The organism is Arthrobacter sp. YD4, from assembly GCF_030410515.1.
Lineage (GTDB): Bacteria > Actinomycetota > Actinomycetes > Actinomycetales > Micrococcaceae > Arthrobacter.
On sequence record NZ_JAUHHD010000002.1, the window covers coordinates 684,045 to 696,599 of the forward strand.

At 69.1% G+C, this 12,555-nt stretch carries 15 protein-coding genes; 11 read left to right on the top strand and 4 right to left on the bottom strand.

Annotation, left to right across the window (positions count from 1 at the left end; translation table 11 throughout):
• Positions 1–43 precede the first annotated feature (43 nt).
• Positions 44–1,372 (top strand): M18 family aminopeptidase, encoded by a 1,329-nt coding sequence (locus tag QWJ39_RS07660; protein WP_290257141.1) that lies wholly within the window; start codon positions 44–46, stop codon positions 1,370–1,372.
• On the opposite strand, the gene QWJ39_RS07665 is transcribed toward QWJ39_RS07660, so the two are convergent.
• A complete protein-coding gene (locus QWJ39_RS07665) occupies positions 1,369–2,055 on the bottom strand; it encodes a DUF1345 domain-containing protein (protein ID WP_290257142.1) in 687 nt (228 codons plus the stop codon). The two genes, QWJ39_RS07660 and QWJ39_RS07665, sit on opposite strands and share 4 nt — an antisense overlap.
• Before the next feature lie 245 nt (positions 2,056–2,300).
• Here QWJ39_RS07665 and rpsF point away from each other — a divergent pair, with 245 nt between their 5' ends.
• From rpsF to QWJ39_RS07695, 6 genes are all read left to right on the top strand, one after another.
• On the top strand, positions 2,301–2,606 hold the full coding sequence (gene rpsF / locus QWJ39_RS07670; RefSeq protein ID WP_290257143.1) for a 30S ribosomal protein S6: 306 nt from the start codon (positions 2,301–2,303) through the stop codon (positions 2,604–2,606).
• 54 nt (positions 2,607–2,660) lie between these two features.
• Positions 2,661–3,242 (top strand): single-stranded DNA-binding protein, encoded by a 582-nt coding sequence (locus tag QWJ39_RS07675; RefSeq protein WP_290257144.1) that lies wholly within the window; start codon positions 2,661–2,663, stop codon positions 3,240–3,242.
• Positions 3,243–3,367: 125 nt separating this feature from the next.
• Positions 3,368–3,607, top strand: a complete 240-nt coding sequence (gene rpsR, locus QWJ39_RS07680; RefSeq protein ID WP_003800144.1) for a 30S ribosomal protein S18 — start codon at positions 3,368–3,370, stop codon at positions 3,605–3,607.
• A 17-nt stretch (positions 3,608–3,624) separates the two neighbouring features.
• A complete protein-coding gene (gene rplI, locus QWJ39_RS07685) occupies positions 3,625–4,077 on the top strand; it encodes a 50S ribosomal protein L9 (RefSeq protein WP_290257149.1) in 453 nt (150 codons plus the stop codon).
• Between the two features lie 145 nt (positions 4,078–4,222).
• Positions 4,223–5,077: a PhzF family phenazine biosynthesis protein gene (locus tag QWJ39_RS07690; protein WP_290257150.1), complete on the top strand. Its 855-nt coding sequence runs from the start codon at positions 4,223–4,225 to the stop codon at positions 5,075–5,077.
• Between the two features lie 111 nt (positions 5,078–5,188).
• On the top strand, positions 5,189–5,815 hold the full coding sequence (locus tag QWJ39_RS07695) for an FMN reductase (RefSeq protein ID WP_290257151.1): 627 nt from the start codon (positions 5,189–5,191) through the stop codon (positions 5,813–5,815).
• 38 nt (positions 5,816–5,853) lie between these two features.
• On the opposite strand, the gene QWJ39_RS07700 is transcribed toward QWJ39_RS07695, so the two are convergent.
• Entirely contained in the window at positions 5,854–6,420 is a 567-nt protein-coding gene (locus QWJ39_RS07700) for a hypothetical protein (RefSeq protein WP_290257152.1), read from the bottom strand.
• A 589-nt stretch (positions 6,421–7,009) separates the two neighbouring features.
• On the opposite strand from QWJ39_RS07700, the gene dnaB reads away from it, so the two are divergent.
• The gene (gene dnaB / locus QWJ39_RS07705) at positions 7,010–8,395 is read left to right on the top strand and encodes a replicative DNA helicase (protein WP_290257154.1); all 1,386 of its coding nucleotides are present in this window, start codon (positions 7,010–7,012) and stop codon (positions 8,393–8,395) included.
• On the opposite strand, the gene QWJ39_RS07710 is transcribed toward dnaB, so the two are convergent.
• Positions 8,392–9,375, bottom strand: a complete 984-nt coding sequence (locus tag QWJ39_RS07710) for an acyl-CoA thioesterase (RefSeq protein ID WP_290257155.1) — start codon at positions 9,373–9,375, stop codon at positions 8,392–8,394. The genes dnaB and QWJ39_RS07710 overlap by 4 nt on opposite strands.
• 93 nt (positions 9,376–9,468) lie before the next feature.
• On the opposite strand from QWJ39_RS07710, the gene QWJ39_RS07715 reads away from it, so the two are divergent.
• From QWJ39_RS07715 to QWJ39_RS07725, 3 genes are all read left to right on the top strand, one after another.
• A complete protein-coding gene (locus QWJ39_RS07715) occupies positions 9,469–10,818 on the top strand; it encodes an MATE family efflux transporter (protein ID WP_290257156.1) in 1,350 nt (449 codons plus the stop codon).
• Positions 10,819–10,844: 26 nt separating this feature from the next.
• Positions 10,845–11,438: a hypothetical protein gene (locus tag QWJ39_RS07720; RefSeq protein WP_290257157.1), complete on the top strand. Its 594-nt coding sequence runs from the start codon at positions 10,845–10,847 to the stop codon at positions 11,436–11,438.
• An 84-nt stretch (positions 11,439–11,522) separates the two neighbouring features.
• Positions 11,523–11,864, top strand: a complete 342-nt coding sequence (locus QWJ39_RS07725; RefSeq protein WP_290257158.1) for a hypothetical protein — start codon at positions 11,523–11,525, stop codon at positions 11,862–11,864.
• An 83-nt stretch (positions 11,865–11,947) separates the two neighbouring features.
• Here the strand turns inward: QWJ39_RS07725 and QWJ39_RS07730 are convergent, their stop codons facing one another.
• On the bottom strand, positions 11,948–12,490 hold the full coding sequence (locus QWJ39_RS07730) for a CGNR zinc finger domain-containing protein (protein WP_290257159.1): 543 nt from the start codon (positions 12,488–12,490) through the stop codon (positions 11,948–11,950).
• Positions 12,491–12,555: the final 65 nt, after the last annotated feature.

The window sequence follows — 12,555 nt, forward strand, 5'->3', positions numbered from 1 at the left end:
CGGGCCGGCGGGGGAGGAACGGGCTCCGGTTAGACTCGGAGCCATGTCTTCCACCGCAGCAGAGCACATCCAGGACCTCGGCGCGTACGTCAGCGCCTCCCCGTCGAGCTTCCACGCCGTCCACGAGGCCGCCCGCCGCCTGGATGAGGCCGGGTTCACCGCCCTCGACGAACTGCAGCCCTGGCCCACCGCCGCGGAATCCGACGCCGGCACCGGCCGGTTCTACATGCTGCGCGACGGCGCCCTGATCGCCTGGGTGGTCCCGGAAGGGGCGGGCCCCGTCACCGGCTTCAACATCCTCGGCGCCCACACCGACTCGCCGTCCTTCAAGCTCAAGCCCAAGCCCAGCACCGGCAAGTTCGGCTGGCTCCAGGCCGGCGTCGAGGTCTACGGCGGCCCGCTGTTGAACTCCTGGCTGGACCGGGAACTGCAGCTCGCCGGCCGCCTGGTGATGCTCGACGGCACCGAACACCTCACCGCCACCGGACCGCTGCTGCGCTTCCCCCAGCTCGCCATCCACCTGGACCGCGCCGTCAACGACGGCCTCACCCTGGACAAGCAGCAGCACATGAACCCGGTCTACGGCCTCGGTGACCCGGCAGATTCCGACCTCCTGGCCCTGCTCGCGGACCGGGTCGACGGCGCCACGGTGGACCCCGCGCAGATCGGCGGCTACGACGTCGTCATCGCCGACACCCAGCCCCCCGCCGTCTTCGGCGCCCGCGGCGAGTTCTTCGCCTCCGGCCGCCTCGACAACCTCTCCGCCACGCACGCCGGCCTCACCGCCCTGATCGCCCACGCCGCGGGGCCCGTCCCGGCGGACGGACCGATCGCCGTCCTCGCCGCCTTCGACCACGAAGAGATCGGCTCCGCCTCCCGCTCCGGCGCCTGCGGCCCGGTCCTCGAGGACGTCCTGGTCCGCATCTCCGACGGCCTCGGCGCCACCGCCAGCCAGCGCCGGCAGGCCTTCGCCGCGTCCTTCTGCGTCTCCGCCGACGCCGGCCACGCCGTGCACCCGAACTACCCCGAACGGCACGATCCGGCCAACCGGCCGGTCCTCAACGGCGGACCGCTGCTGAAGATCAACGCCAACCAGCGCTACGCCACCGACGCCACCGGAGCGGCCCTCTGGGCGCGGCTCTGCGCCGAATCCGGCGTCCCGTACCAGGAATTCGTCTCCAACAACGTGATGCCGTGCGGCTCCACGATCGGCCCGCTGACCGCCACCCGCCTGGGCATCCGCACCGTCGACGTCGGCGTCCCGCTGCTCTCGATGCACTCCGCGCGTGAACTCTGCGGCGTCGAGGACCCGCACCGCCTGGCCACGGTTACGGGCGCCTTCTTCCGCACCCCCGCCGGTCAGGCGGGCTAGGAACTGGCGAGGCCGATCACCACGTTGATGGTGGCGGCGAGGATCACGGTGCCGAAGAGGTAGGAAAGCAGGCTGTGCTTGAGGGCCTCGGCCCGGATGGCGTGGTTCTTCAATGCGGTGTCCGAGACCTGGTAGGTCATGCCCAGGCTGGTGGCGAGGTAGGCGAAGTCCGTGTACTGCGGCGGCTCCGGCTGGTTGAAGTCGATGCCGCCCACTGCGGCACCCGCCCTCGCAGAGGTGCTGAAGTACAGGGCGGCGTAGCGCAGGGTGAAGAGCGTCTGCACGAGCATCCAGGACAGCGCCGTGGAGGCCAGGGCCAGCAGCCCGCCGGCCAGCCGGAATCCGCCGCTGCCGCTGTGCGAATCGATGACGACGGCGGCAACCGCCGCGAGGCTCGCCAGGTTGGCGGCGAGGATCATCAGGTCCGTCACCCGGTGCGAGGGGTCCTCCGAGGTGGCATGGGCCCGCGTCCCCGCCGCATCCAGCCGGCCGATCACGATCCACACCCAGGCGACATAGATGAAGGCCGCGACGCTCCAGCCCACCGCCGGAGCCTCAACCCACCGCCCGCCGACGCCGGCGGCGACGCCGGACACCAGTCCGGCGGCGAGCATGACGATGAAACGGAGCCGGCTGCGGCGGACAGGGAAGCCGGAGGACTGCGGAGCGGTGGCCGGGGTCATGAGCAGATCATGGCACAGGGACCTTGGCCGGAAGTTATCCACACCGCCGCCGGCCCGCTTTCCCGTTGCCCTGCCCGGGATTACGGTGGGTGCAGAGTCGCCGAAAACACCCCGGATGCACTAAGCTGTTGAAGTCTGTGCTGCGTCACGCCCCGTTCCGGGTGCGCGGCCGTGCAGTCACCGCAAATGAACCTCCTGTTACGGAAATGCCGTAACCGCTTAGCCCAAAGGAGGTGGGTTCACATATGCGTCCTTACGAATTGATGGTAATCATCGACCCCGAGGTCGAAGAGCGTACCGTTGAGCCGTCGCTTCAGAAGTTCCTGAATGTCATCACCAACGATGGTGGAACCATCGAAAAGGTTGACATCTGGGGCCGTCGTCGACTGGCTTACGAAATCCAGAAGAAGTCCGAAGGTATCTACGCCGTGGTGAACTTCACCGCTGAGCCGGCTACCGCCAAGGAACTTGACCGCCAGCTGAGTCTCAACGAGACCATCATGCGCACCAAGATCATCCGCCCCGAAGAGCAGAAGGTTGTTGCTGAGTAATTCAGCTCCACCCCTCAATCTTTAACCCCGTAGGAACGAACAAGGAGGCAGTAGATGGCAGGCGAGACCACTATTACGGTCATCGGTAATCTCACCAATGACCCCGAACTGAGGTTCACCCCGTCAGGTTCGGCAGTAGCGAACTTCACCATCGCTTCTACGCCCCGCACGTTCGACCGCCAGTCCAACGAGTGGAAGGACGGGGAAACCCTGTTCCTCCGCGCTTCGGTCTGGCGTGAAGCAGCCGAAAACGTCGCCGAGTCCCTGACCAAGGGCATGCGCGTGATCGTTTCCGGCCGCTTGAAGAGCCGTTCCTACGAAACCAAGGAAGGCGAGAAGCGCACCGTTATCGAACTGGAAGTCGACGAGATCGGCCCCAGCCTGCGCTACGCCAACGCCAAGGTCAACCGCACCCAGCGCTCCGGCGGGGGTGGCGCCGGAAACGGCGGCCAGGGTGGCTTCGGCGGCGGCAATAGCGGCGGTTTCGGTGGCAACTCTGGTGGAAACCAGGGCGGCAACTCGGGTGGAAACTGGGGCGGCGGCCAGCAGGCTGCGCAGGATGATCCGTGGGCAACGCCCGGGGTCAGCAATGCCGGCGGCTGGGGCAATGGCCCGGATTCCGAACCTCCTTTCTAAACACCATATAAAGGTCCGACGCCGGACCCGCACGGCCGCCTCAGGGCGGCCGCGAGAGAACGGCGGCGGATCACCACCATCCCGTGGATCAATATCCACGGGCTCCATCGAATAGGAGCTCCACGATGGCTAAGGCTGAACTCCGTAAGCCCAAACCAAAGTCCAACCCCTTGAAGGCCGCTGACATCACTGTCATCGACTACAAGGACGTAGCATTGCTGCGCAAGTTCATCTCCGACCGCGGCAAGATCCGCGCCCGTCGCGTCACCGGCGTCACGGTCCAGGAACAGCGCAAGATCGCACAGGCAATCAAGAACGCCCGCGAAGTTGCTCTGCTGCCTTACTCCGGCGCTGGCCGCGGCTAAGGAAGGGATTAACTAACATGGCAAAGCTCATTCTGACCCACGAAGTCACCGGTCTCGGTGCTGCTGGCGACGTTGTCGAGGTCAAGGACGGTTACGCCCGTAACTACCTGCTGCCCCGCAACTTCGCCCTGACCTGGTCCAAGGGTGGCGAGAAGCAGGTTGAGTCCATCAAGGCCGCCCGCGCCGCCCGCGAGCACGCTTCCCTGGAAGACGCTCAGAAGCAGGCTGCGGCTCTGCAGGCCAAGCCGGTCAAGCTCGTCGTCAAGGCCGGCGAAACCGGCCGCCTGTTCGGCACCGTCAAGCAGGGCGACGTCGCCGACGCCGTTGAGGCCGCTGGCCTCGGCCGCATCGACAAGCGCAAGGTTGAACTGCCGGCTCACATCAAGTCGACCGGTTCCTACCAGGCCAACGTCCGTCTCCACGACGACGTTTCCGCTGTGATCGAACTCGACGTCGTTTCAGGGAAGTAGTCATTACGACTGACTGACTGCACGACGGGGAGGCCCCCGCCTCCGGATCCCCTCAGGGAACCGGGAGCGGGGGCCTTCTGCGTTAACTCCCCGCAGAGGACCGGGCCGCACGCCCGGGACCGGCGGCGGTGATAGCCTGCGGCAGGTGACCGATAATCCTGCACCCCGGCTTCGCCCCTTCGCCCAGGTCGACGTTTTCTCCGCCGAACCCTACCGCGGGAATCCGCTGGCAGTGGTGCTCGACGGAGACGGCCTCGACGCCCAGGCCATGCAGAGATTCGCCAACTGGACCAATCTCTCGGAGACCACCTTCCTGCTGCCGCCCACGGATCCCCGTGCCGACTACCGGGTCCGGATCTTCACCGGCAGCGAGGAGTTTCCCTTCGCCGGCCACCCGACCCTGGGGTCTGCCCATGCCTGGCTCGAGGCGGGCGGCATCCCCCGGCGGGACGGGGAGCTGGTGCAGGAATGCGCCGCCGGTCTGGTGCGCGTGAGGCGCGACGGCGGCCGCCTGGCCTTCGCGGCACCACCGCTGACCCGCTCGGGGCCGGTGGCGGAGGCGGACCTGGGCCGCATCGCGGCCGGGTTGCGGTTGACCCGGCACGAACTCCTGGACGCGTCCTGGCTGGTCAACGGGCCGGAATGGATCGGTGTCCTGCTGGAATCCGCGGAGCAGGTGCTCGCCATCAGGCCCGACTATGCCGCGCTGGCCGGGCTGAAGGTCGGTGTGATCGGCCCCCACCCGGACGGATCGGAGCCGGGCTTCGAGGTCCGCACCTTCATCCCCGGAGACGCGGCCGCTGAAGACCCGGTCACGGGAAGTTTCAACGCCGGGGCGGCCCAGTGGCTGATCGGAACCGGCCGGGCGCCCAGCTCCTACCTGGCGGCGCAGGGGACGGTGTTGGGCCGTGCCGGGCGCGTCCACATCGAGGCTGCCGGTGACGATATCTGGGTTGGCGGAAGCTCCGTGAGTTGCATCGAGGGATTCGTCCTCCTCTGAACTACTCCTCTGAACGATTGGAGGCATGGGAAGCGGAGGGGAATAAAGCGCCACGGCACCGGCTTCTATAGGTAGATGCAAATGCATGTACCTCGATTTTAGGAGCGCACCGTGGAAACCCGCCGCATTACCGTCCTCTCCGCCGGACTCGGCGTCCCCTCCTCCAGCCGCCTGCTGGCCGACCAGCTGGCGGCCGCCGCCAAGGGCAGGCTGGATCGCGAGGGCTACGCCGTCACTGCCGACGTGGTGGAACTGCGCGACCTGGCCGTGGACATCGCCAACAACTTCGTCACCGGGTACGCCGGCCCGCGGCTGGCGGAAGTGATCGCCGGCGTCGAGGCCTCTGAGGGCCTGATTGCCGTCACCCCGGTCTTCAGCGCCTCCTACAGCGGTCTGTTCAAGTCCTTCATCGACGTGCTGGACCCCAAGTCCCTCGACGGCAAGGCGGTGCTCCTGGGCGCCACCGGCGGCACGGACCGGCACCAGATGGTGCTGGACTACGCCATGCGGCCACTCTTCAGCTACCTCCGGATGCGCACGGCGGCCACCGGCGTCTTCGCCGGCCCCCAGGACTGGGGGACCGCGGGCGACGGCGGCTCGCCCCTCTCGTCACGGATCGAACGGGCCGCGGGGGAGTTCGCGGCCCTGCTTCAGGGTCCGCAGCCGGGCCGCCGGCAGGAACCCGCGGCGTCGCTGCCCTTCGAGCAGCTGCTGGCCGGCATCTCGGGCGGACACTAGGGAGCAGCGGCGCCCGGACCGGGTGTCAGCGCCGGGTGTCAGTCGTCCAGGAGGGCGATGAACTCCCGGGCCTCGTCGAGGGTGATATCCGAGTGGCGGCAGAGCGCCGCCGCGGCGCCCTCGACGTCGCCTTCGGCGGCCTGGCGGCGGATCCGGCCGTAGATCTCGTCGTTGAGCATGGTGCTGCTGACTTCCCGGGTGACCTCGCCTCTGCTGGCGATGGCACGGTAGCGGTAGGGGAAGTGCTGCGGCGCCTCGGAGTCCTCGGTCGGCGCGTCCGCCGGGGCGGCCTCCCGGAACGGCTGGGGATGGGCCGCCAGCGCCGCGACGGCGTCACGTGCGGCGCGCAGGCCCGTCCCGGTCGCCTCCCGGTAGGCCTGGATGGCGGCCACCGCCTGCCCGCGGGCAATGAGGGCGTAGACCTGGCGGTGCTGGTTCTGGTCCAGGCCCTGCGCGGCGGCACGGGCGGCCTCCGGAGAGGACGGGGCGCCGGTGGGGCCCGAATCCACCCCGGCGTTCCGCCGCCGGCCCAGCGCCCGCGCCACGAGAATGACGACGACGGCGGCGAGCACCAGGATGGCAAGGGGGATGAGTAGGGCTTCCATACGTTCTGGACCAATCCTTGGGGGTGCGGGTGCGGGTTTTGATGCGGGTGCGGGCCGGAGGCCGGTCGGGGCCGGACGGGCCGGCGGTTTGTAGACTGTCGCGCACCGTTATCCACAGCATATTCCGCCCGCCGTATGGCGGAACCCGGGATCGGGGGCGGAGCGGCGCGGAATCGGTGATATGCATCACAGAATAGGCATATGTGCGGAGTTTTCCGGGCGGAATGTGCTGCAGTTTCCCCAGCACAGCCGTCGCGGCTGTGGATGAAAGTTTTCCAAAATTCTTTTGCGTCCACAGCCTGAACGCAGTGTTTCCGCAGGTCAGAGGCGATGTATGAGCGAAACAGTATTCTTTTCCACAGAACTTCCCACAGGCTGTGCACAAGCAGGGGGCGGTGCTCCACACCTTATCCACAGCCCCGGTGGACAACCGGGTTGGAGCCAGGCTCCCGGGGGGATAGCGTGGCGGGAGACCAGCGGCAGCCGGGCCCCACACCGCCATCCTGTCAGTGCCCGCTGATACACCTGACGCATGGGACGGAAGCCGCCGGCGGCGGCGCCCCACGGCACACAACGAAGGACGGCAGTTTTGTCAGTTACGCATCTGGACTCGATCGAGGGAACCCGGGGAGCAGAGGGCAGCCGCAAGCCGCCTCAGGACATTCCGGCCGAGCAGTCCGTGCTGGGCGGCATGATGCTCTCCAAGGATGCCATCGCCGACGTCGTCGAAATCCTGCGCGGCCAGGACTTCTACCGCCCGGCCCACGAGACCATCTATGAGGCCATCATCGACCTCTACGGCCGGGGCGAGCCCGCCGACGCCGTCACCGTCTCCGATGAACTGACCAAGCGCGGCGAAATCAACCGCATCGGCGGGCCCGCCTACCTGCACGAGCTGATCCAGACCGTTCCCACGGCCGCGAATGCCGGGTACTACGCGGAGATCGTGGCCGAACGCGCCGTGCTCCGCCGCCTGGTGAACGCCGGGACCAAGATCGTCCAGCTCGGCTACGGCCAGGACGGCGAGGTGGAGGACCTGGTCAACCAGGCCCAGGCCGAGGTCTACGCCGTGGCCGAGCGCCGCACCGCCGAGGACTACGTGGTCCTCAAGGACGTCATGGAATCCACGGTGGACGAGATCGAGGCCTCAGGCCACCGCGGCGAGGGCATGGTGGGCGTCCCCACCGGCTTCTACGAGCTCGATGAGCTGACGCACGGCCTGCACCCGGGCCAGATGATCGTCATCGCCGCGCGCCCCGCCGTCGGTAAGTCCACGTTCGCGCTGGACTTTGCCCGCTCGGCCGCGATCAAGAACAACCTCGCCACCGTCATGTTCTCCCTGGAAATGGGCCGGAACGAGATTGCCATGCGCCTGCTCTCCGCGGAAGCCACGATCGGCCTGCAGGACCTGCGCAAGGGCACCATCAAGGACGAACAGTGGTCCAAGATCGCCACCACGATGGGCCGGATGAATGACGCCCCGCTGTTCATCGACGACAGCCCCAACATGTCCCTGATGGAAATCCGCGCCAAGTGCCGCCGCCTGAAGCAGCAGCACGACCTCAAGCTGGTCATCCTCGACTACCTGCAGCTGATGAGCTCGGGCAAGAAGGTCGAATCCCGCCAGCAGGAAGTATCCGAGTTCTCCCGTGCCCTGAAGCTGCTGGCCAAGGAACTCCAGGTCCCGGTGATCGCCCTCTCGCAGCTGAACCGTGGCTCGGAACAGCGCCAGGACAAGCGGCCGATGGTCTCCGACCTGCGTGAATCCGGCTCCATCGAGCAGGACGCCGACATGGTCATCCTGCTGCACCGCGAAGACGTCTACGACAAGGAGTCCCCCCGCGCCGGCGAGGCGGACATCCTGATCGCCAAGCACCGTAACGGTCCCACCAAGGACATCGTGGTCGCCTTCCAGGGCCACTACTCCCGGTTCGCCAACATGGCCGGCGACGCCGGCGGCGGCGGGGGCTTCTAGGCCGGACCCGCCGGCCGGTCGGGGAGCAGGTGGTTGGGCAGCCGGTTCCCGGGGGCCCGGCCGCGGATCTCCAACAGCTCCCGGGCGTGGGCGTGCAGCCGCCGGTCCTCGTCCGAGGCCGGCACCCACTGCCGTACCGGGACCGAGGTGCCCGTCGCGTCCCGGGCCACCATCACGGTCAGGCAGTAGGTGGTCAGGTTCAGTTCGTGGCCCTTGGGGTCCCCGGAGCGGACGTGCACCGCGATGTGCATGCCCTTGGTGCCGGTGTACACCAGCCGCGCCTCGACCTCCACCAGGTGACCGATCAGCAGCGGACGGTAGAACCGCACCCCGCCGGAGAACACGGCCACCGTGTCCATCCCGCAGTACCGGGAGGCGCAGACGTAGGCCGCCTCGTCGATCCACTTCATCACGATGCCGCCGTGCACCTTGCCGCCCCAGTTCACGTCCGTGGGCGCGGCCATGAAGCGGAGCGTGACGCGTTCGGCCGTGCCGGCGTCAGTGTATTCCTGCCGGTTCATGGCCTCGACGATCTCCTCGCGGACCTTGATCCGCGCCAGCGCATGGTCCCGCTCCTCGATCTCCGCCGGGGTGGCGGGCTCGAACTGCGGCACCGGGACGGGTTTGCCGTCCGCGCCCACGGCCACGAAAATCACCAGGCACTGGCTGCGCATGGTGGCGGGGCCGCCCTTCGGATCGCCAGAGGACACCACGGTCCGGATGTGCATGGAGGACCGGCCGGTGTAGACGATCGTGGCCTCCACCTCCACCATGTCCCCGCTGTTGACCGGGTCCGCGAAGTGGATGTTGCCCACGTAGGCCGTCACGCAATAGGACTTCGCCCAGCCGACCGCCGCGGCGTAGGCGGCCTTGTCCACCCATTCGAGGACCGTCCCGGCGTCCACGGAGCCGCTGTGGCCGACGTCGGTGGGCGCGGCCAGGAAGCGGAGGGTGACGGCATTGTCGGGGGACTCATCCATGCCTGCGAGTGTACTGACGCGGCCGTGGCCGGACACAGGCGAAATGACACATTCGCGCGCACCCGCGCCACACGGGACGGCTAGGGTGGAGCCGTGCCCGCGCAACCCACCACCACCATTACCGCCCGGCCGGACCAGCGCCGGGAGATCCTGCGCCTGGCCGTCCCGGCCTTCGGGGCGCTGATCGCCGAGCCGCTGTTCCTGCTCGCCGACTCCGCGATCGTGGGCCACCTCGGCGTCGCGGAACTGGCCGGCGTCGGTCTCGCCTCCGCCGTCCTGCACACCGCCGTCGGGCTGATGGTGTTCCTGGCCTACTCCACCACCCCCGCCGTCGCCCGCGCCGTCGGCCGCGGCGACCTGGCCCGCGCCCTGGCGTCCGGCCGCGACGGGCTCTGGCTGGCGCTGCTCCTTGGCGCAGCCCTGGCCGCCGCCGGCGCCCTCGCCGCCGGGCCGCTGCTGGACCTGATGGGGGCCCATGGCGAGGTACGCACCTTCGCCGTGGACTACCTTCGCTGGTCGATGCCCGGCCTGGTCGCCATGCTGCTGATCTTCGCCGGGACCGGGGTGCTCCGGGGGCTGCAGGACACCCGGACGCCGCTCGTGGTGGCCACCGCCGGGTTCGCCGTCAACATCGGCCTCAACGCGTTCCTGGTCTACGGGCTGGGGCTGTCCGTCACCGGGTCGGCGCTCGGCACCAGCATCGCCCAATGGGGCATGGCGCTGGTCTATGTGGTGATGGTGCAGCGCACCGCCCGCCGGCACGGGGTCCCGCTGCGGCCGGACTGGCGCGGCATCCGCGCCCTGACGCAGGTGGGGTCCTGGCTGATGCTGCGCACCCTCAGCCTGCGCGTCGCGATCCTCGCCACCGTGCTCGTGGCCACCGCCCAAGGCGCCGTGAACCTGGCCGCCCACCAGCTCGCGATGACCGTCTTCACCTTCCTCGCCTTCGCCCTCGACGCCCTGGCGATTGCCGCGCAGGCCCTGATCGGGAAGGAATTGGGCGCCTCACACCCGGCGGCGGCCCGTGAGCTGACCCGGACCATGATCCGCTGGGGCCTGGGCTTCGGCGTGCTGATGGGGGCGCTGCTGGCGGTGGCGGCACCGTGGGCGGGCCTGCTGTTCACCGCCGACGACGGCGTGCGCTCCACCCTGGCGCTGGCGCTGTGGGTCCTCGCCGCGGGCCAGCCGCTGGCCGGCTACGTGTTCGTCCTGGACGGCGTGTTGATCGGCGCCGGGGACGCCAAGTACCTGGCGGTGGCCGGCGTCATCAACCTGCTGGTGTACCTGCCGCTGCTGCTGGTGGTCCGGCTTTCCGGGGCCGCCGGGGGAGAGGGGCTGCTCTGGCTCTGGGCCGCGTTCTCCTTCGGCTACCTCGGCGCCCGGGCCGCGACCCTGGGGCTCCGGGCCCGGACGGACCGCTGGATGCGGCTGGGCGACGCCTGAGGCCCGCCAGCGCCTAAACTGGACGGGTGACTCTCCCCGCCACCCCGAGCCCCTCGACCGCCCCGACCGCCGCCCCGGACCTTTGGAAGCCGGTCCTGCTGCGCGCCGCCGTCGCCCTGGTCTTCGGCGCCGTCACCGTCTTCTGGGCGGCGCCGCCGGTCCCGGCGATGGGCTGGACCGCGGGACTCTACCTGCTGGCCACCGGCGTGATGCTGCTCTGGGGCGCCCGCAGGACCGGCCTGGCCACCGGCGGCCCGCACGCGCGCCTCCTGGCCGCGGCCGGTGCGATCCTGGCCGGCACCGGGGCCGCAGTGGCGCTGCTGCCCTCCAACCTGGTCTTCGGCGTCGTCGGCGCCCTGGGCCTGGCGCTGGCCGGCGCGGCCGAGCTGGTCCTCGGGATCGCCACCCGCGGCCGGTCGGTGCTGGCCCGGGACTGGATCACCTCCGGCATCATCGGCCTCGGCACGGCCGTGGGGCTGCCGTTCTTCATCGACCTGGGCCCGCACGCCCTCCTCGGTGTGGCCGGCGGCGGCGCCATTATCGGCGGCGTGCTGTGGACGCTGGCCGGGCTGACCCTGCGGCACGATGCGCGGGGCGTTTCCGCCGAGGCCGTAAACTAGACACGACAGGTTCTACCCGGCGTAGAACATTTGCGCGATCGCGACTGCCACGCCCCACGGCGCTGGCGGCAGGAGGAAAGCACCTTGGCACAGCAGAACCCAGGAGAACGCCGCACGATGCGGACTTCGGTCAAGGGACCGCTGATGTTCTCCGCCTTCTTCGCGGTGCTGGCCTTCTTCGCCGTCCTCATCTTCGCCTCCGGCGGCAGCGCCAAGGCCCCCCGCTTTGACCTGGCCTTCACCGGCGCCGGCATCGCCTTCATCGTCACCCTGGTGATCGCCGCGATGCTCTCCATGAGCTACAAGGAGAACGCCGAGCACCTCGGCAAGGGCTCCGGCGTGAACCTCAGCTCCCGCCGCCCGGCGTCCTCCCCCCAGCAGGCCCCGCAGCAGGAAGAGTCCGACGGCGGCACCCCCGCCCACTAGGCCCACTCAGTCCGGCTCCACTAGCCCGGCCCCACTAAGTCCGGCCTCACCTCTCCGGCGGCGCAGGCAGTCCTCAGCCGCCCCTAGGACGCGGCCTTCCGTGCCCGGTAAGCCGCCACGTGCGCCCGGTTGGCGCAGTTGCCGGTGTCGCAGTACCGCTTGGAGCGATTCCGGCTCAGGTCCAGCACGACGGCGTCGCAGTCGTCCGCGGCGCAGACCAGCATCCGGTCCATTTCCTTGCTGCGGATGACGTCCACCAGCGCCATCGCCGCCTCCGTGCTCATCCGGTCCGCCAGGGGCGCCTCCGGCGCGGTGGCGTGCAGGTGCCAGTCCCAGCCGTCGTGCTTGCTCAGCTGCGGTAGTGCCCGCGCCTCACGCAGCAGCCGGTTCACGGTGTTCACCGCTTCGGACTCCCGGGCCCGCCAGAGGGCGGTGAGTTCCGTTCGCAACCGCAGGACGCTCTCCAGTTCGGCCTCGTCGCGGCTCCGGGCGCCGCTGAAGCCCTCAGCGCTGAGGAACCGGTCCAGGGCGGCCGGATCCGGGAGATGTTCCTCCCCGTTCGCCGCGGTATTGATCAGGTTGACGACGGACCGGAGCGCAATCTCCGTGTCAGGGGCAAAAATCATCTTGACTCCTTACGTTCGACGCACGTACTGTCATGACCATAACCCGACTTTACTCCTGACAGGAG